The following is a 19,004-nucleotide window of genomic DNA, read 5'->3' on the forward strand; positions in this document are numbered from 1 at the left end:
GGCGATGTAGGTTCGGGGTGCAGGCTAGTCAATCGACCGGAAGCCGCACCCGCCCGTGCATCGGGCTTAAAGAACGCCTTCCAGCCACGCCGCCAGCTGGCTCTTCGGCAAGGCGCCGACCTTCTGCGCTACCGGCTCGCCATTCTTGAACAGCAGCATGGTGGGAATGCCGCGGACACCGTACTTTCCGGGCGTGTCGGGGTTTTCGTCGATGTTGAGCTTCGCGATGGTGACCTTGTCGCCCATCGTCTGGCTCAATTCTTCGAGGGCGGGGGCGATCATCTTGCACGGACCGCACCATTCCGCCCAGAAATCCACCAGAACGGGCTTGTCGGCGCCAAGGACGTCGGTGGCAAAGCTCTGGTCGGTGATGGTCTGGGTCATGTCGGAAGGCTCTCCTGATTCGGGTTTCCGCCCATATGGGTCGCAGCATCGAGGTCCTCAAGCGGCACGGTGAGGAGAAGCGGCGCGTCGGTGTAGAGCAATGCCAGTTCGATCCGGTGGCGCGGAAAGATGACCTGCAGGGCGCGGCCATAAGCCTGCATCTGGCGGCGATGGCTCTGCGGAATGGTGCTCTCGCTACGCGGCACCTGCCGGCCGGTCTTGAAATCGACCACGCGAACGGCGCTCTCGGTGACTAGCAGCCGGTCCACCGTTCCCGCGACCACCGTCCCATCGGACAGGGTCGCGGCGATCGGCGCTTCGGCCAGCGCATCCGGCGAGAACAAGGAGGCGTGCTCGGGCGCCTCGATGATGGCAAGCGCCGTGTCGACGAGGCTCGTGCGCAGCGCCGCATCTGCGACCCCGGCCGAGCGCTGAAGCCAGGCGAAGGCGGCCTGCCGGCGATCACCGGGTGGCGTGGCGGGCAATCGTTCGAACAGGGCGTGGAGCAGGCGTCCACGCTCGGCGGCGGCGGCGAGTGCCGGGCTTGGCGGCGGCCGGCTGTCGGTGTCCGCGGCGATCTGCGACGGGGCAAGCGGCCGGGGCGGCCGTGCCTCCGCCGGGGCTTGGGTCGTCGCCCAAGCCGGAACGGGCGAGCGAGGAGCCGCGACTTCGCGCGCTTCGCCCACCGCAAGCGGCGCGTTGCCCGACGCGAAGCGAAGCACGCCATTCGCGTCGGCTTCGACCCCGCCCGCCGTCATCGCTTCCGATACGACGCTGTGCCAGCTGTCGCTCGACTGCTTCCGCGACGGCTTGAGCCCGGCCAAAATCAGCCGCTCCCCTGCCCGCGTCAGCGCGACGTAGAGCAGGCGGAAATGCTCTTCGAGGTCGCGCTCTTTTTCGGTGGCAAGGATCTGGTCGAAAGGCGGGGCGATCTCGTCTTTGCGCGGGCGGATCATCGGAAACCGGCCAGCCTCGCTCGGCACGTCGAGGATCGCGCTAACCCCGCCCAGCTGCGCGGGATCGGCCGTGGTGTCGGCAAGGATCACCACCGGTGCTTCGAGGCCCTTCGCGCCGTGCACCGTCATGATCCGCACCGCGTCGCCGCGCCCTTCGGGATCGCGCTTCACCTGCATCTCGCCGTGCGACAGCCAGGCGAGGAACTGCTGCAGCGTGACCGGCTCCCCGCCTTCGAACTGGATGGCGGCGGCGACCAGCTCGTTGATCGGATCGCGCGCCTGGCGTCCGAGGCGGGTCAGAAGCTTTCGGCGCCCATCCATCGGCCCAGACAGAATCCGCTCGAGAAAGGCGTAAGGACCGGAGTAATCGGCCATCCCGAGCAAGTCGTTCAACGCGTCACGTGCGGCGCGGAAGTCGGCGCGTTCGTCGGCGCGGTGGCCGAGCTCTTCCCACAAGCTGCGCCGCCGCTCGGGTCCGGCCAGCGCATAAAGCTGGTCCTGGTCCCAGCCGATCAGCGGCGAAACCAGCAGATTGGCAAGGGTCAGGTCATCGAGCGGCTGCACCGCGAAGCGGACGGCGGCGAGCAGGTCCTGCACCGCCAGCGGCTCGGACAGAATCAGCCGGTCGAGCCCCGCGGTCCGCACCTTGCGCTCGAACAGGCGCGCGACCAGCAAGGGCGCGAGATTGGCGCGGCTGCGCACCAGTACGAGGATGTCGCCGGGCCCCAGCGGCCGGCCGGTCGAGGCGAGCACCGGCGCGCGCTCGATCTCGGCCGCGATCCAGTCGGCAAGCTCGCTCGCATAGCGGCGGCGGGCTTCGTCCTCCCATTTCTCTTCGCCATCTTCCTCCTCGCCCGGGTCTTCGTGCGAGAACGGCGGCCAGACCTCGACGCTGCCGCCTCGCCCAGCGTGAAAACTGACGTGAGGCGGGGCGGCTTCGGGAAGACCGATCCGTTCGTGGCCGAGGCTGGCCAGCACCATGTCGACGACGTCGAGCACCGCCTGCGCCGAGCGGAAGCTGCGGCTGATCGACAGCGAGCGGAACGGCATCGCGCTCCCGTCGGCGGCGGCCCGAAAGTGCGAGCGCGCACGCTCGAACTCGGCCGGATCGGTGCCCTGGAAGCCGTAGATCGCCTGCTTGAAATCGCCGACCATGAACAAGGTGCGATGCTCCGGCCCCGCCCCCGCCCCGGCGAAATATTCCTCGGTCATCGCCTTCACGATCGCCCACTGGCTTTCGTTCGAATCCTGCGCTTCGTCGACCAGCAGGTGATCGGTCCGCCGGTCGAGCTTGAAGCGGATCCATTCGGCGATCCCGTCCTGCGCCAACAGCGCGCGCGACCAGCGGATGAGGTCGTCGAAATCGGCCACCCCCTCGGCGCGCTTGGCTGAGGCATAGGCATCGGCAAAGCGCTTTCCCGCGCGCAGCCCCGCGGCGAGCAGGCGAACCAGCGCATCGCCGCGCAGCAGCGTCAGCAGCTCCTCGATCTGCTCGCATAGCGCGTCACACTCTTCCTGCGCTTCGGGCCAGTGCTTGATCAAATTCTTGACTGACCGCCGCCCGCCGCTGGCCGTCAGCACGGTGGCGTGGGCGAAGCGATGAAGGTTGCGGCACCGCTCGGCGGGCGGGAGGGCGAGCCAGCCTTCGATCTCTGGCAGGATCGTGGCAGCAGTCTTGGTGCCCCACTGCCGGTACGCATCGGCCAGCGCGTGAAGCGCGTCGCAGTCGAATGCGTCGTCGTGGCAACGGGCAGCGACCAGTTCCTCGACGCCTTCCTCCGGCAAGCCCATCAGCTCGCGCAAGGCCGGCTCGACTGCCTCCAGCCGGTCGAAGCGCGCCATGCCCTCGACCGCGCCGGCGCAGCGACGGAGGTAGTTGCGGACATCCCCCTCGCCGAGCCGTCCGGCAAGCACTTCGAGATCGGCGAGAAACGCGCCGTCGCCCGCCGCGGACTGCTCGGCAAGCGAGGCCAGCGTTCGCTCGACCAGGGCTTCTTCCTCGCGGCCTTCGATGGGGCGGAAGCCGGGCGTGATCCCCGCCTCGGCCGGAAAGGCGGAAAGCAAGGTCTGGCAGAAGCTGTGAATGGTCTGGATGCGCAGGCCGCCCGGACAATCGAGCACCGTCGCGAACAGGCGCCGCGCGCGGTCCTGCATCGCTTCGTCCGGCGTGACGCCGAGCGCCTCCAGCTCGGCACCGAGAGCTTCGTCGTCGAGCCCGACCCAATAGGCCAGCCGCCCGCCGACCCGCTCGGCCATTTCCGCCGCCGCCGCTTTGGTAAAGGTCAGGCACAGGATACTCTCGGGCGACGCATCCTCAAGCAGCAGTCGGAGCACCCGCGCCGTCAGCACCTGCGTCTTGCCGGTCCCGGCGCTGGCTGACAGCGACGCATGAATAAACGGATCGGCGGCCGCGGCTTGATCGGGATCGAGCGGCTTGAGGGCAGTGGGACGCGACATGGGCCTGACGTCATAACGCTTCCGCTCAGCCACGCCATGCGTTTATGGGCGACGATACAACCTCAGGAGGAGCGACACGTGGCGGACGATGGCAAGAAGACGGGCACCGGCAGCAAGGACGGCGACAACCGCAATTTCAAGGCGGGGATCGCGGTCGGCGTCGGCTCGGCCGCGATCGTTGCCGCCTTGCTTTATGCTCGCACGGGCAAAGCCAAGAAGAAGTAATCGGGCGTCGGGGCGGCGCTCAGCTCCGCCCCAGCCATTCCTCCAGCCGCATCAGTTGGTCGTAGTCGCCATAGCGGGCGAACCGCGGCTGGAGCTTGGCGGTAAAGGGCGAATCCCCGGTCAGCCACCGCGCCGCTGCTTCGCTGAAGTGATGCCGCGCTTCGGCGAGGATATTCTCGGCCGGACCGATCGCCTCGACAAAGCCGCGCCGATCCTTGCGATCCTGTTTGGCCAGCGACCAATATTCGAGCAGTGCTGGTGCCGCCGCGATATCCTTGAAGCCGCCTGCCGCTGCGATCATCCCGAGCAGCCCGAGCTGTAGCGCAAAGCCTGCTTCGACCTGATTCTTGGCCGGCGGCTTGCCGGTCTTGAAGTCGAGGATGGCCAGATCCCCGTGGGCCAGCCGATCGATCCGGTCCGCGCGTCCGATCAGGCGCACGTCCGCGATGTCGGCTTCGCCTTTCGCTTCCGCCGCGAACGGCCGGCGACCCTCGGCCTGATTGGCTTCCTCGGCCTCGGCCAGCGTGGCGATCGCTTCGAGCAGGCGCGGTCCCCACAAGGCGCGCATCAGCGGGTGGATGTCGTCGCCCGCCAGCAGCGCGCGGGCTCGCGGTACCAGGCGATGCGTCGCGCATTGATCCTCCTCGAACCATCGCTCGAACAATTCGTGGACGATGGTCCCACGCCAAGCGGCATCCTGCTCGGCACCAAGATCATCGAGCGGGTGCAGGCCGAGCATCGCCTTGGCGTAAAAGGAGAAGGGATCGGCCTTGAGACGATCGAGGTCGGTGACGCGAATGCGGCGCGGCCGTTCGCTCGCCGGCGGCGCGGGCGCCGGGCGGAGCGCGGGCTGCTCGCGTTCGGGCTCGTCAAGCGCGATCGCCAGCGCTTCCAGCGTCTCGTCCCGCGGCAGCCCGCCGGTCAGCGCTTCGAGCCGCAGCAGCAGGCGCGAGGTCACGGTCGGCGAGCGGCCATCGCGCCGCGCGCGGGTCAGCAGCACTTCCTCGGCGCACAGCAGCCCGGCGAAGTCATGCGCGGAAAGGCCGATGCGAAGCTCCGGGCCGGGCAGCCCGAGCTGGCGGCGGACACTGACGGCAAGCCATGGATCGGGACTGGGCGGCGCGGGCCAGACACCTTCGTTCAGCCCGGCGAGGATCATCAGGTCGGTCTTGACCAGCCGCGCCTCGATCAGGCCGAGGATGCGAACGCGCGGATGCTGCCCATAAGGCGGACGGATCGCGATCCCGTCGAGCAATGAGCGGAGCAAGGGCACGGCGTCTTCGGCCGTGACGATCAGCGCGGCGGTCGCCGGCGAGGCTTCGAGCGCGGCTAGGAGGTCCGCCGCAGCCCGCCCGGCCGAGCCGCTCCACGCCGCATCCCCGGCCAGCCTCTGCACGATGTCACGCAAGGCGGCGGCAAGGCCTGCAAGGCTGGTGCCGGGCTGAAGCATGGGCTCGACCGCGGCGATGAACGGCTTCAGCCGCTCCCATCGCGCTTGAAGATGAGCGTTGCGCCTGGCGTCATCGGCAAGTTTCTGGTCGATCAGCCGCTGAAGCCCGTGAACACCGGGCAGCGGCCGCGGCCCGCGCAGTGCGAGATCCAGCGCGCGGACATCGTCGAGCCACGCCCGCCTGCCCTCGCCCGCCTGCACCAACGGATGGCCGAGCAGCGCTAGCAGCGGCACGGGCGCGAGACGGTCGGCGGCGGCCGCCGCCAGCGCGAGCAACAGGCTTCCCGTCGGCAGCAGCGACAAGGGCGTGCCGGCGCTGTCGTCCGCTTCGATGCCCCATCGGCGGAGATGGGCGCCGACGCGCCGCGCAAGCTGGCGATCGGGCGTCACCAGTGCGGCCGTGCGGCCTTCGGTTTCCAGCGCTTCTCGAAGCGCTAGCGCAATCGCCTGGGCCTCGGCGGCGGGGTCCGGCAGTACGGCAAGCCGCACGCTGCCCAGCGATTTCTCCTCGGCGGGAAGGCGGCTCCATCCCTGGCTGAACGAGGCCGCGGTCAGCGCGTGTGCGGCGGCCCGGCTGCGCTGCGGACCATCGGGGGCGGCGCTCGCGGACGGCCAGGGCCGAACCGAAGCGCGATCCACCCGCATTCGGCCAAGCAGCAGCTTCAGGTGATATTGCGGGTGGGTCGGCTCGGGCCGCCCCTCCTCCTCGCCCTCGCCGCCGAGCGCCTGCCATTGTTCTTCGCTGAGCAACGCGTCGTCGGCGAGCGCGGGAAGGACGACACTGCCTTTAGGCATGAACGCGACCACCCGCAGCAGCTCGGCCACCGCCGGGGCCGCGGTGGTGATGCCCGCGGCGATCGTGAAACCAGCGGGGGGCGCGGCCTGCCAGCGCCGCGCCGTCGCCCTCAGCAAGAGGTTGCGGCGCTCGACGAGGTCGATCCGCCCCATCGCCGCCTGGCGTTCGGGCCACCGCTTCAGCAGCACCGACAATGTTTCGAGGGCGCGCTCCTGATGGATTGCCAGTTCGGCCTGCTCGCCCAGCCGGCCGAGCAAGGCGGCCGGCACGATGCCCTCGATCAGCAACTGGTCGAGCGTTCCGGCAAGATCGCCGGCGAGCCGCCATGCTTCGGCGGTGCCGAGCCCGCGCGCCTGTTGCAGCAGGCCGGCGAGTTCGGCCTGCCGGGTCAGCGGATCGACGGCCGGAGGAATGGCCTCGCCTTCCAGCGCCTCGAACGCGCCGCCGATCCGCTCGTCGAGTGCGGGATCGCCGATCGGGATGAGACGCGGGAGCAGCAGTCCCTTCCCGCTGGCTCGCACAAAGGCTTCGGTGACCGTCCGCACCGCACGGGCGTTGGGAAGCAGGATGCGCCCACGGGCAAGCGCCAGCGGATCGTCCCGGTGGCGGCGGATCAGTTCCAGCGCGAGGGCGTCGGCAAAGCTCGCTTCAGCCGGGATCGACCACAGGCTGGGGCCCGCACGCGGGTCAGCCTCGGGCAAGCGCTTCCTCGGTCGCGGGGATGGCTGCCGGGGTGCCGACGTCGAACCACAAGCCTTGATGGACGACGCCGAAGCAACGCCCTTCCTCGATCGCGCGGTCCCACAGGATGTTGGTCGAGAAGGGTCCTTCGGGCGCTCCGTCGAGCAGGCGCTTCGCCACCATCTGGATCCCGGTATAGACGAATGGCGCGACCCGCCCGGCGGCTCTGCGGCGCAGGCGTCCGGCGGCGTCCATGTGGAAGTCGCCGCTTCCGCCATGATTGCCGGCCCGCGCCTGTGGCACGAGGAGCAGCAGCGCATCCATCCGCTCGCTGTTCCAGTGGCTGGCAAGCAGCTTGAGCGTATCGGTCGGACCGTCGACCCAGAAATTGTCGCTGTTTACCGCGAGAAAGGGATCGCAATCGATCAGCGGCCGCGCGCGCACCATTCCGCCGCCCGTTTCGAGCAGCAGGTCGCGCTCGTCACTGATCGCGACTTCAAGGTCTTTGCAGCGTGCTTTGAGGTGCGCTTCGAGATTGTCGGCGAGATAGTGGACGTTGACCACCACCCGCCCGACCCCGGCGGCCCGAAGCCGGTCGAGCACATGGTCGAGCAAAGGCTTGCCGGCGACTTCCACCAGCGGCTTAGGCCGTGTCGCGGTCAGCGGCCGCATCCTTTTGCCCAGCCCCGCTGCCATCACCATCGCACAACGCGGTACCTCGGCGCTGATCTCGGGCCGGATGCGAAGCGTGCGATGGGTGATGCTCATTGCGCGTCCTTCCAGGCGTCGGCGCGGGCGGAGGCCGGCACATTGTCGTCGAACCAGCGCTTCACCGGCGCGAGGTGCGGCGCTCCAAGGTCGCGCTCGAGCAAGCCCCACATGCGCGGCTGGAAACGCCGGTAGCCGGGCTTTCCATCGCGCTTCCACAAGCGGCAGAAGACGCCGAGGATGCGGGTGTTGCGTTGTGCGGCCAGCGCCCAATAGGCGCGGCGAAAGGCTTCGTCGTCGCCCCGCGCGGCGACATACCGGTCCAGCATCGCCTGTTCGATCGCCGGGGTCACGTCGCGGCGTGCGTCTTCGAGGATGGAGGCGAGGTCATAGGCCGGGTGCCCCGCCAGCGCGTCCTGGAAGTCGAGCAGGCCGAGGTGGGCGTGACCCTCGCGCCCGCTGACCAGCATGATGTTCTCGGCATGAAAGTCGCGCAGCACGGTGACCGGGCCGAGCCCGTCGGCGGCAACCGGTGCCAGCACCTCTTCCCACGCTTGTCGATAGGAAGCGCGGTCGACCTCGATGCCGACGGCGGGCGCATACCAGTCGGGGAACAGCTCCAGTTCGGTCAGCCATTCGGCGAGACCATGGGGCGGCAGGCCGGGCATCGGCGGGCTGCGGTGGAGGTCGGCCAGCAGGTCGGTGGCAAGGCCATAGAGCGTTTCCTCGCGCTCTGGTGCGTCGTCCAACGTTTCGCGCAGACGCACGTCACCGAAGTCGGCGAGCAGTAGCAGGCCCTCGTCGAGATCACGGGCCAGGATATCCGGCGCGCTGAACCCGCGGCCGACCAGCCATTCGGCGACCGCGATAAACGGCCGCGGATCCTCGTGCGGCGGCGGGGCGTCCATCAGCACCGCCGCGCCATGGTCGGGATGATTGACCCGGAAATAGCGGCGAAAGCTGGCGTCGCCGGCTAGCGGCTCGACCCGCGCGCCTTGCCATCCGGCCTCGGCCAGGAATCGGTCGCAGGACGCGGGCGGAATCATGTGGGGTGGTGCGGCGGTGGCCATCGCCCTTCCCATGACTTCGGCACCTCCCAAGTCAAGGCGCGTCGGCCATCGGGACGCGGTTGCAGGCTGAGCCGAAGCGCCTGTGGCCACGCTGCCTCACCCGCCCGCTCGGGCCATTCGACCAGCAAGGCGCCGTCGAGCAACTGGTCCTCAAGTCCCAATTCCTCGAGTTCCGACGGGTCTTCGAGCCGGTAAAGGTCGGCGTGGCTGACCGGCGGGCTGGTCAAGTCATAAGGCTGGACGATGGCAAAGGTCGGCGACGGCACCTCGCCTTGGTGTCCCAGCGCCGCCAGCACCCCGCGCACCAGCGTCGTCTTGCCGGCGCCGAGCGGTCCTGCCAGCGTCACCACGTCGCCCGGTCGAAGCACGGCCGCGAGCGCCGCGCCCGCCCCCGCCATCGCCGGCTCGTCCAGCACCCACATCTCAGCGGGGACCGGTGCGCGGCAGGGTAATCAGGACGCTGGTTCCCTTGCCAACGACACTGCTCAGCTGAACCGTGCCGCTGTGCGCTTCGATGAACTGGCGGGTGAGCGGAAGGCCAAGGCCGAGCGCCGCTTCGCCGCGCCGCTCGCTGAAGCGGGTAAAGCGTTCGAACACGCGGGCCTGAAGCTCGTCGGCAATCCCGCGCCCGGTATCGGCGATCAGGATTTCGACCCGTTCGGCATCGCCGCGGGTGATCAAACGGACCTCGCCCTTGTCGGTATAGGCAACGGCGTTGCGCAGCACATGCTCGAGGCTTTCGCGAAGGCGGCGGTGGTCACCCGAGATGCTCCCCGTCCCCTCCCCGATCACCACCTTGAAACGCAACCCCTTGGCCTTGGCCGCCGGCTCCATCTGCACGGTGACGGTGCGGATCAGGCCGGCAAGATCGACCCGCTCACGCTCCAGCGCGACCTCGCCCTTGGCGCCTTGCGTCAGGTCGAGCACGTCATCGATCAGCCGCGACAGGCGCGAGACGCTTTCAAGAATGGCGGCGACATATTCCTTGGCCGCTTCAGACAACGCGCCCGCATAGCCTTCGCGCAGCATTTCGGCGAAGCCGCCGATCGACGTCAGCGGCGTGCGCAATTCGTAGCTCATGTTGGCGACGAAGTCGGTGCGGACGCGGTCGGCCTGCTCCAGCGCCGTCGCCCGTTCGCGCAAGGCCGCTTCGATCCGACTCGAATCGGTCACGTCGATCATGGTGAAAAGTGCATTGCCGTCGGGCAGCGGCACCGCCGCGAAGGCGAAATGGCGCCCGTCGGCAAGGTTCAGTCGTCCCTGCTCCGCCCGCCGTTCGCCGGTGGCGGCACGGACCAGTTCGCGCAACGTGGCGGCGGCGGTCGGATTGACCAGGCGACCGGCAAAAGCGGGCACCAGCTCATCGACCCGCGGGTGTTGGGCAAGCCAGCTTTCGTCCAGGCTCCAGAAATCACCGAACCGCCGGTTCCACAAGGTCAGCCGCCCGTCGGACGCGAACACCGCCACCCCTTCGAACAGATTGTCGAAGGTCGCGGTGCGGACCCTGAGCAAAGTATCGCGGGCGCTGGCCAACCGGACCTGCTCGGTCCGATCCTCGAAGATGATGCGCAGGCCGCCATCCGGAAGCGGCTGACCGACCACCCGCAGGTGATCGCCATTGGTGAGGATCCACTCTTCCTCATGCACCTCTTCGGCTGAGATGAACCAGCCGCGCCGCTCGGCCTTCCATTCGGGAAAGTCGCGCACTTCGGGCAAGCGATGGTTCTCGCGCATCCGTTCCAGCAGGCGGTCGAACTCGGGACGTTCGTCGAGCCATTCGGGCTCGATCTCGGACAGCACGGCGAAAGGCCGGTTGTAGAACGACAAAGTACGATCGGGATCGAACTGGATCGCACCGGCGGTCATCCGGTCCGACAGCTCGCGCTGGCTCAGCGCATGGCGTTCAAGCTCGGACCGGGCGTCCTCCAGTTCCTGGATGTCGAAGGCGTAGCCGGCCACGGTGCCGCCCGGCAACGGCACGTCGACCAGGCGAAGCATCCGCCGTTCGCCGCCGATGGTGGCAGGCCGCACCCGTTCGATCGGGCGACCGTCCTTGAGCGCCTGCTCGGCACCGGCCCGCGCCCCCGCTTCGCCGCCGCCCTCGACCAGTTCGATGCCGCGCTCGACGACCTCGTTGGCGTTCGCCGCCTCGACCGCGGTGACGAAGGCGTCGTTGACGAGCGCCAGACGACTTTCGCCGTCCCGCACCCACATCGGAAAAGGCGCCGCCTCGATAAGCTGGGTCAGCGCGCCCAAGGCTTGTTCGGTCCCGGCAAGACGAGCCGCCAATTCGCCCCGTTCGGCCGCCGCATTGCTGCTGTCGGAAATCCACAGCAGCGCCGTTCCCGCACCAAAGCTGTGCGGCGCCGCGCCGCCCCGGACGTCGACCAGCCGCGCCGATCCCTTGACCCGCAGCGCCAGATCGATCCGATCGCCCGCAAGGATCGCGGGCCGGAGCATCGCGGCGAGGCGCTCGACATCGTCCGCCTCGATCCCGCCCGGCCCCTCGCCCAGCGCTTTGAGCGACGGCAGGTGCAGTGCCACGCCGAAGTCGCGGGCAAGGGCTTCGTCAAGCTCGACGCTTCCATCGGCCTGAACCAGCACCGCCCGCGCCGGGCCGGCTTCCAGAAGCTCGCGCAAGAATCGGGCCGATCCCATCGCCTTACGGGCCGCGGCGATCTGTCGAAGCGCCGCGATGCTGAGCGCGATCCCGATCAGCAGGCATAGCCCGGCCACCGCCGCGGCGAGCACGCCCTGATGACTGACAGTCCCCAACCCACCCATGGCGAGGTTCATATCAGCGTCGCCGCGAAACAGAAGCGAAAGCGCGGATTCCGGCAGCGTCGGGCGTTTGAACCGCCGTACGTGTCGCCTTTGCCAGCCGCTCGACGGGGCGTGTGACAATCTTGCGACAGCTGCAAAAACTTTTAATCGGAGATGAACAGAAGATTGCCTTCGCGGGACCAAACGGCATGAAGGCTGCCGATCTTGCCCCCACGCGAAGGAATGTCTCATATGAACAACAAGATGCTGTTGAGCGCCACTGCGCTCCGCACGCTGGCAGCCGGAATCGCCTTTACGATGAGCGGCGTTGCCATGGCCCAGGCGACCCCGCCGGCCACCCCGGCGCCCGCCGCCGATGGCACCGTCTGCAATTCGGACAATCCCGCGTACAACTCGAACACCGGCGTTTGCGACAAGCCGGCCGACGTGGTCGATGCCAATGATCCGGGTCAGCTTTCGCGCCGCGGCGCCGACGGCAACACGGCCGACGCTGGTCAGGACGTCGTCATTACCGGCTCGCGTATTCGCGTTCCCAACCTCGAATCCGCGGAGCCGACCACGACCGTCGACTTCCGCCAGGTTCGTGAGCGCAACTTCACCAACGTCGCCGACGCGCTGAACGAACTGCCGAACATCCGCGGCTCGGTCACCCCGGCCGGCGCGCAGGGTTCGTTCGGCCAGGGCACGAACTACGTCAACACCTACGGCCTTGGTTCGAACCGCACCCTGACGCTGATCAACGGTCGCCGCTTCGTGACCTCCACCCCGGCGACCAACTTCGGCGGAGCGGCCCCCGGCACTCAGACCGACCTCAACATCGTTCCGGACATCCTGCTCGACCGCATCGACATCGTCAGCATCGGCGGCGCGCCGGTCTACGGTTCGGACGCGATTTCGGGCGTGGTCAACGTCATCTTGCGGACCAAGTATCGCGGGATCGAAGTCACCGGTAACACCGGAATCACCGAGGAAGGCGACAATTTCCGCTACAACGTGTCGGGCCTGTTCGGCGGCGATCTGCTCGACGGCCGGCTCAACCTGACCGCGGCCGTCAGCTACGACAACGTCACCGGTCTGGTCTACAATTCGCGCGATTACCTGCGCGAGAACATCGGCGGCCTGACCAATCCGAGCGCCACCACCGCCGCCGGCGCGTCGCGTCTTCCGGGCGTCGGCATCACGCAGGACGGCCGTCTCAATCCGAACATCGGCTTCAACAGCAGCCTTACCGACACCTTCCCGGGTACGGTTCTGGGCCGCAATGTCGGTATTCCGTACCTGACCAGCGGTGGTCTCATCACCAGCAGCAACATCGCCTGCACCGCGGCCAACCGCGCCACCAACCCGGCATCCTGTTTCGGCGTGGCCTCGCCGGCCGCGCTGTTCTTCGACAGTTCGGGCAACCTGCGGCCGTTCAATCAGGGCGTGTTGTTCGGCAGCGCCACGTCGGCCTCGCTGGTTGGCGGTGACGGCAGCGGCGTGTTCCAGTTCAACAACTTCAGCCAGATCACCAGCGATCTCGAGCGGAAGATCGGCTACGGCTTTGTGACCTTCAACGTCACCGACAATATCGAGCTGTTCGCCGAAGGCACGCTGTTCGAATCGCAGGCGAACGAACTGGTCCAGCAGCCGACCTTCAACTCGAGCCTGTTCTCGGGCGCCAGCGGCGAGCTGTTCTTCACTACCAACTCGCCGTTCCTGACCGCCGATGCGCGCAGCACGTTGATTAGCCGCGGCGTGACCAACTTCGGCATCTCGCGTGCGTCGACCGACATCGCCGACCTTACCGGATACAACCGCACCCGCATTCATCGCGGCGTGATCGGAACGCGCGGTGACTTCAGCCTGTTCGGCCGCGAGATGAACTTCGAGGCCTATTTCAACTACGGCAAGACGAAGACCAACGAATACAACCAGGACATCAACGCCCAGAACTTCGTGAACGCGGTCAACGTGACCACGAATGCTCAGGGCCAGATCGTCTGCACCACGGCGGCGACCCGTACCGGTGGCAACGGCTTTGCGGCCGGCGGCCTGACGCCGATCGCCGATCCGAACTGCGTCCCCTTCAACCCGCTCGGCTTCGGCCGCGCGTCGGACGCCGCGCGCGACTACATCATCGAGGACTTTGTCACTCGGACGATGCAGCGCCAGTGGGTCGGCAACATCAACGTCGGTGGTTCGCTGTTCGATCTGCCGGGCGGCGCGTTCCGCTTCAACGCGGGTTACGAGCATCGTGACGAAAAGGCCGTCTTCGACCCCAGCGAGTTCCAGCGCGCCGGTCGCGGCCGCTCGGTCGCGATCGTCGGCATCGACGGACAGTACAACCTCGACGAAGTGTTCGGCGAAGTCTTCGCACCGATTGTCGGCCCCCAGAACAACGTTCCGGGCATCTATGGTCTCCAGGCCTTTGGCCGCGTGCGCCGGGTCGACAACACCGTCAACGGCACCTTCACCGCGTTCGCGGCTGGCGGCAGCTATGCGCCGATCCAGGACATCGAAATCCGCGGCAATTACACCCGGTCGTTCCGTGCGCCGGCGATCACCGAATTGTTCCTTCCGATCGTCAACGCCTTCAGCACTGTTCCGGATCTCTGCCAGCCCTCGCAGATCAACGCGGGTGCCGCTCCGGCCACTCGCGCTGCGAACTGCGCGGCCTTCCTGACCCGCTACACCGGCCCGACCCCGGATCCGGCGTCGACGGCGACGGTGTCGATCCAGACCGGCGGTAATCCGGCGCTCGGCAACGAAACGGCCAATTCGTGGACCATCGGCGTTATCCTGCGTCCGAGCTTCATTCCGCGGTTCAGCGCGACGCTGGATTACATCAACATCGATCTGCTCAACCCAATTTCAAGCTTGACGGTGGCGCAGGTGGCTTCGGGCTGCTTCGACAACCCGAGCTTCGACACGTCCGACCCCTTCAACGGCAACGCCTTCTGCTCGCTGATCCGTCGCAACGCCAACGGCACCGTCGTCAACGACGGCACCCCTGCGGTCCGCGTCGGCTACGTCAACGGCCAGCGCATCCTGTATCGCGGCTGGCAGGGCACGGCGAACTACAGCGTTCCGCTGAGCGGCCTGAACATTCCGGGCAGCTTCTCGATCGGCTCGGACTTCCTGCTGACCAAGTATCGCCTCAACGACATCACCGGTGTCGCTCCGTCGCGCAGCGATGGCGTGATCGGCGATCCGGCGTTCGCCGGCCAGGTTCGCCTGCGCTATGCGAACAAGTTCTGGGGCGTGAACACCACCGTCAACTACGTGGGTGAGCAGCTGTTCAGCCGCCTCAACCGCGAAGTCGGCATCGCGGGTTCGGGTCCTGACGCCCGCGAAATCGACAAGCTGAAGGGATATGCGACGGTCAGCGGTGGTCTGTTCTTCGATCCCACGGACAAGTTCCGCTTCACGTTGGCCGTAACCAACGTGTTCAATAAGAAGGGTCAGGAATATTACGGGACCATTATCCCGGCGAGCTATGTCGACCTGCTTGGTCGCCGCTTCTCGGTCAGCGCCCGGGTCCGTTACTAATCGCCTCAATGACCGGCCGGGCCTGGGGGCTCGGCCGGTATCGACAACAAGGGCTTACACTATGAAGAATGCTCTGAAGTTTGCCGCGTTTGCGCTTCTTGCCGGCGTGGCCCTGCCCGCGCAGGCGCAGGACGCTCCGGCCTACACCGGTCCGCGCGTCGAATTGCGTGCGACCTACGATTTCGTCGGCGCCGGCTTCCGCAACACCACCGATTTCCAGGGTCGCGGCACCTTTGGTGACGACACCTCGAACGAGGGCACCAACATCGGCGGCGAAGTCGGCTTTGATATTGCCGCCGGTCCGGCGGTGGTCGGCGTCTATGCGGGCGCCGAATTCGGCGAAACGCAGATTCTTGCGCTTGCCCGCCCCTATCGCTTCGACACCGGCAACAACTACACGGTCGGTGCCCGCGCCGGTTTCCAGACCCGCGGCGTCCTGGTCTATGCCAAGGCCGGTTATTCGAACGGGGAACTGAAGGCGAACGTCCTCAGCGGCGGCAGCACGACGCTGTTCAACGGCTATGACGAGAACCGCGACGGCTTCCATGTCGGCGGCGGCGCCGAATTCGCGCTCCGCGGCCGCCTCTACGGCAAGCTCGAATACACCCATCACCGCTATGACCGCGCGACCATTAGCACGTCGGAAGAGGTTCGCTTCAGCCGCAACAACCTGACCGCCGCCATCGGTCTGCGCTTCTAAGCGCACGATCATCGGTTCAGGAAGGGCCGCTCCCCCGGGGGCGGCCTTTTTTGCTTGTACTCCGGGGAGCGCCGTGCCGCGCCCTGCCCTTTCCAGAACGGGCGGTCTCGGCTAGGGGGCTCGCCAGATCGGCCTTCCGTTCGTCGCGGATGAGGCCCCCCAAGGAGATGATGAACGTGTCGACCGAAACCCTTACCCGCGCCACGCAAACCGGCGATTACCTGGTGAAGGACATCTCGCTTGCCGACTTCGGCCGCAAGGAAATCGAGATCGCCGAGACCGAGATGCCCGGCCTGATGGCGCTGCGCGAGGAATTCGGTGCGTCCAAGCCGCTCGCCGGCGCGCGGATCACCGGGTCGCTTCACATGACCATCCAGACCGCTGTCCTGATCGAGACGCTGACCGCGCTCGGCGCCAAGGTTCGCTGGGCGAGCTGCAACATTTTCTCGACCCAGGACCACGCCGCCGCCGCGATCGCCGCGACGGGCGTGCCGGTCTTTGCCGTCAAGGGCGAGACGCTGGAAGAATATTGGGATTATGTCGTCCGCATCTTCGACTGGGGCCAGGACGAAACCTGCAACCTGGTCCTCGACGACGGCGGCGACGCCACCATGTTCGCGCTGTGGGGCGCGCGGGTCGAAGCGGGCGAAACCCTTTTCACCCCGACCAACGAGGAAGAAGAAGTCTTCGTCGCCACCCTGAACCGTTTCCTCAAGGAGCGTCCGGGGTACCTCACCAAGACCGTTCAGACCATCAAGGGCGTTTCGGAAGAAACCACCACCGGCGTCCACCGCCTGTATGAGCTTGCCAAGCAGGGCAAGCTCCCCTTCCCCGCGATCAACGTCAACGACAGCGTCACCAAGTCGAAGTTCGACAACCTCTACGGCTGCAAAGAGTCGCTGGTCGACGCCATCCGCCGCGGCACCGACGTGATGCTGGCCGGCAAGGTCGCCGTGGTCGCGGGCTTCGGCGACGTGGGCAAGGGTTCGGCCGCCTCGCTCCGCAACGGCGGCGCCCGCGTGCTGGTGACCGAGGTCGATCCGATCTGCGCGCTCCAGGCCGCGATGGAAGGCTATGAAGTCGTGACGATGGAAGAGGCCGCGCCGCGCGCCGACATCTTCGTCACCGCCACGGGCAACATGGACATCATCACCGTCGACCACATGCGGGCGATGAAGAACATGGCGATCGTCTGCAACATCGGCCACTTCGACAGCGAGATCCAGATCGGCGCGCTGAACAACATGAAGTGGACCGAGATCAAGCCGCAGGTCGACGAGGTCGAATTTGCCGACGGCAAGAAGATCATCGTCCTGTCGAAGGGTCGCCTGGTCAATCTCGGCAACGCCACCGGCCATCCGAGCTTCGTGATGAGCGCCAGCTTCACCAACCAGACGCTGGCCCAAATCGAGCTGTGGACCAAGAGCGAGAAGTACGGGAACGACGTTTACGTCCTGCCCAAGCACCTCGACGAAAAGGTCGCCGCGCTTCACCTTGAGAAGCTGGGCGTCAAGCTGACTCAACTCAACGACAAGCAGGCCGCGTACATCGGCGTGAAGCCGCAGGGCCCGTTCAAGCCCGAGCATTACCGCTACTAATATGAGAAGGGTGGGCCCGGACGCCGGGCCCGCCCTTCCCTATTCGGGCGCCAGATCGCCGAGCGCCTGCTCCATCTCACTCAGCCACGGGCGGTAATGCCGCCACAATTCGCCGCTCCGCTTGTTGAGCGGCTGCCGTACCTGCGACGCGCTCGCGGTACGCACAGGGCGAGCATTTTCGTGGAAGCACAGGCAGGCCGGATCGAACGGCAGCCCGATCGCACCCAGCACCCGCCGCAATTCGCCTTCGGGATCGGCGACCAGCCGCTCATGCTCGACCCGCACGATGCGGCCCGGCAGCACCTCCTCGAAGTGCCCCACCAGCCGCACATAATCGCGGTAGTAATGGGCGATGTCGCGCTGGTCGTAGGCGAAGTCGCGGCCGCGGGCGAAATGCTGTTTGAAGTTGGCGAACGAGCAGGCCATCGCCTCGCGCCGCGCGTCGATGATGATCGCGTTCGGCAGGATGGTCTGGATCAATCCGATGTGCGGCCAATTGTCGTTTAGCTTGTCGATGAACAACGGGCGATCGGTCCGCCGATGGATGCCCGCCCGAGCGAGATATTCCGCGCCGAGGCGCTCAGCAGCCGCCTTGTCTATGCGGGATAGGATTTCGGGATAAGGAAGCGGCGCGTCGGTCCACCGCTCGGCCATCAACTCATGCGCGATCTGCGGAATGTAAGGTAGCTCGGCCGTGCCTTCGATCGCCGGATGGCTGGCGAGCATTTGCTCGAGCAGGGTCGATCCGGCCCGCGGCATGCCGAGCACGAAGATGGGTGCCCGCGCAGGATCGCCCCACCCTTGCGTCCGCTCGAAATAGGACTTGTCAAAAAAGGCGATCGAGCGGTCCACGAAATCCTCGTTCGCCTTGGCATCGTAGGGCCGTACCCGGCGGGTGAGCCGATTGGCCTGATCGTAGGCCTGGAACGACGCTTCGTAATCGCCCGCATCCTCCTGTGCCTTGCCGAGCGCGAAGCTGAGGTGGAGTGCCTGATTGATGTCGAGACGGCCGCTGCCAAGCAGCCTTTCGAGTGTCGCGATGTCGTCTGCGCTGAGCGCTCCCGACTTAAGATCGGCAAGCCCCCACCAGGCTTCGCCGAGCGCCGGCGAGCGCTCAAGGGTTGAACGATAAAGCGCGGCGCTTTCCTCGGCCCGGCCCAAGGTGCGTAGCAGGTGCGCATAGCCGAGCGGCAGGCGCGGATCTGCCGGATGGCTCGCCATCAGCGCCTGGAAACTCTGTTCCGCATCCTCGTAGCGACCGATCTGCGTCAGCAGGCTGAGGCGGATGGTCGCGGCACGCATATCGTCTGGCTGCTGCGCGACCAGCTTGTCCAGCAGGTCGAGTGCTTGTTCGAACGCGCATTGCCGAACCAGCAATTCCGCAAGCTTGGTCAGCGTCTCGCGATGCCCCGGCAGAAGGGTCGATGCCTTGGTCAGCAGCGACACCGCTTCCCCCGGCAGACCGGCGACGGTGGCGATCTCCGCGAGCAGGAGCATCGCCGCGGGATCGTCGGGGTCGCTGGCCAGAATAGCTCGTGCCCCGGCTTCGGCTTCGGGCAGCCGTCCAGCCATGAATGCCTGCGCCGCACGGACAAATTCGGGCCGTCTGCTCGCCTGATCGAGAATGCGTTCGGGACTGTCGGATTGGGTCATCGGCGTGCCTG

The 19,004-nt window shown here is 67.0% G+C and carries 12 protein-coding genes; 4 read left to right on the forward strand and 8 right to left on the reverse strand.

Features of this window, described 5'->3' with window-relative positions; translation table 11 throughout:
- Positions 1 to 66: 66 nt before the first annotated feature.
- Entirely contained in the window at positions 67 to 384 is a 318-nt protein-coding gene (gene trxA, locus V6R86_RS10845; RefSeq protein ID WP_249504289.1) for a thioredoxin TrxA, read from the reverse strand.
- On the reverse strand, positions 381 to 3,797 hold the full coding sequence (gene addA / locus V6R86_RS10850) for a double-strand break repair helicase AddA (RefSeq protein ID WP_338504478.1): 3,417 nt from the start codon (positions 3,795 to 3,797) through the stop codon (positions 381 to 383). Before addA ends, trxA begins: the two co-directional genes overlap by 4 nt.
- Before the next feature lie 78 nt (positions 3,798 to 3,875).
- Between addA and V6R86_RS10855 the strand changes: the two genes are divergently transcribed.
- Positions 3,876 to 4,022, forward strand: a complete 147-nt coding sequence (locus V6R86_RS10855; protein ID WP_338504480.1) for a hypothetical protein — start codon at positions 3,876 to 3,878, stop codon at positions 4,020 to 4,022.
- Between the two features lie 19 nt (positions 4,023 to 4,041).
- On the opposite strand, the gene addB is transcribed toward V6R86_RS10855, so the two are convergent.
- The 5 genes from addB to V6R86_RS10880 are packed head-to-tail and all read right to left on the reverse strand — an operon-like array spanning position 4,042 to position 11,511.
- Complete coding sequence (gene addB, locus V6R86_RS10860) at positions 4,042 to 6,969, reverse strand: double-strand break repair protein AddB (RefSeq protein WP_338504482.1); 2,928 nt, start codon at positions 6,967 to 6,969, stop codon at positions 4,042 to 4,044.
- Positions 6,956 to 7,717, reverse strand: a complete 762-nt coding sequence (locus V6R86_RS10865; protein WP_338504483.1) for a nucleotidyltransferase family protein — start codon at positions 7,715 to 7,717, stop codon at positions 6,956 to 6,958. Before V6R86_RS10865 ends, addB begins: the two co-directional genes overlap by 14 nt.
- On the reverse strand, positions 7,714 to 8,703 hold the full coding sequence (locus V6R86_RS10870; protein ID WP_338505474.1) for an aminoglycoside phosphotransferase family protein: 990 nt from the start codon (positions 8,701 to 8,703) through the stop codon (positions 7,714 to 7,716). The genes V6R86_RS10865 and V6R86_RS10870 overlap by 4 nt, the downstream gene beginning before the upstream one ends.
- A complete protein-coding gene (tsaE, locus tag V6R86_RS10875; RefSeq protein ID WP_425335955.1) occupies positions 8,700 to 9,149 on the reverse strand; it encodes a tRNA (adenosine(37)-N6)-threonylcarbamoyltransferase complex ATPase subunit type 1 TsaE in 450 nt (149 codons plus the stop codon). The genes V6R86_RS10870 and tsaE overlap by 4 nt, the downstream gene beginning before the upstream one ends.
- Before the next feature lies 1 nt (position 9,150).
- Positions 9,151 to 11,511, reverse strand: a complete 2,361-nt coding sequence (locus V6R86_RS10880) for a sensor histidine kinase (RefSeq protein WP_338504487.1) — start codon at positions 11,509 to 11,511, stop codon at positions 9,151 to 9,153.
- 231 nt (positions 11,512 to 11,742) lie between these two features.
- On the opposite strand from V6R86_RS10880, the gene V6R86_RS10885 reads away from it, so the two are divergent.
- From V6R86_RS10885 to ahcY, 3 genes are all read left to right on the forward strand, one after another.
- Positions 11,743 to 15,042 carry a TonB-dependent receptor domain-containing protein gene (locus tag V6R86_RS10885; protein WP_338504489.1) on the forward strand — a complete coding sequence of 1,100 codons (3,300 nt, stop codon included), beginning with the start codon at positions 11,743 to 11,745 and terminating at the stop codon, positions 15,040 to 15,042.
- Between the two features lie 61 nt (positions 15,043 to 15,103).
- Positions 15,104 to 15,742: an outer membrane beta-barrel protein gene (locus V6R86_RS10890; protein ID WP_338504490.1), complete on the forward strand. Its 639-nt coding sequence runs from the start codon at positions 15,104 to 15,106 to the stop codon at positions 15,740 to 15,742.
- Positions 15,743 to 15,912: 170 nt separating this feature from the next.
- The gene (ahcY, locus tag V6R86_RS10895; RefSeq protein ID WP_425335956.1) at positions 15,913 to 17,340 is read left to right on the forward strand and encodes an adenosylhomocysteinase; all 1,428 of its coding nucleotides are present in this window, start codon (positions 15,913 to 15,915) and stop codon (positions 17,338 to 17,340) included.
- A gap of 39 nt (positions 17,341 to 17,379) precedes the next feature.
- Here ahcY and V6R86_RS10900 read toward each other — a convergent pair whose 3' ends face one another.
- Positions 17,380 to 18,993: a tetratricopeptide repeat-containing sulfotransferase family protein gene (locus V6R86_RS10900; RefSeq protein ID WP_338504493.1), complete on the reverse strand. Its 1,614-nt coding sequence runs from the start codon at positions 18,991 to 18,993 to the stop codon at positions 17,380 to 17,382.
- Positions 18,994 to 19,004: the final 11 nt, after the last annotated feature.

The sequence above is a fragment of the Sphingomonas kaistensis genome (assembly GCF_036884275.1).
Lineage (GTDB): Bacteria > Pseudomonadota > Alphaproteobacteria > Sphingomonadales > Sphingomonadaceae > Sphingomicrobium > Sphingomicrobium kaistense_A.

Coding starts and splice junctions, on each gene's coding strand:
- V6R86_RS10900 (WP_338504493.1), bottom strand. CDS start 18,993: ATGACCCAATCCGACAGTCCCGAACGCATTCTCGATCAGGCGAGCAGA.
- trxA (WP_249504289.1), bottom strand. CDS start 384: ATGACCCAGACCATCACCGACCAGAGCTTTGCCACCGACGTCCTTGGC.
- ahcY (WP_425335956.1), top strand. CDS start 15,913: ATGAACGTGTCGACCGAAACCCTTACCCGCGCCACGCAAACCGGCGAT.
- V6R86_RS10865 (WP_338504483.1), bottom strand. CDS start 7,717: ATGAGCATCACCCATCGCACGCTTCGCATCCGGCCCGAGATCAGCGCC.
- V6R86_RS10880 (WP_338504487.1), bottom strand. CDS start 11,511: ATGGGTGGGTTGGGGACTGTCAGTCATCAGGGCGTGCTCGCCGCGGCG.
- V6R86_RS10890 (WP_338504490.1), top strand. CDS start 15,104: ATGAAGAATGCTCTGAAGTTTGCCGCGTTTGCGCTTCTTGCCGGCGTG.
- V6R86_RS10870 (WP_338505474.1), bottom strand. CDS start 8,703: ATGATTCCGCCCGCGTCCTGCGACCGATTCCTGGCCGAGGCCGGATGG.
- tsaE (WP_425335955.1), bottom strand. CDS start 9,149: ATGTGGGTGCTGGACGAGCCGGCGATGGCGGGGGCGGGCGCGGCGCTC.
- addA (WP_338504478.1), bottom strand. CDS start 3,797: ATGTCGCGTCCCACTGCCCTCAAGCCGCTCGATCCCGATCAAGCCGCG.
- V6R86_RS10885 (WP_338504489.1), top strand. CDS start 11,743: ATGAACAACAAGATGCTGTTGAGCGCCACTGCGCTCCGCACGCTGGCA.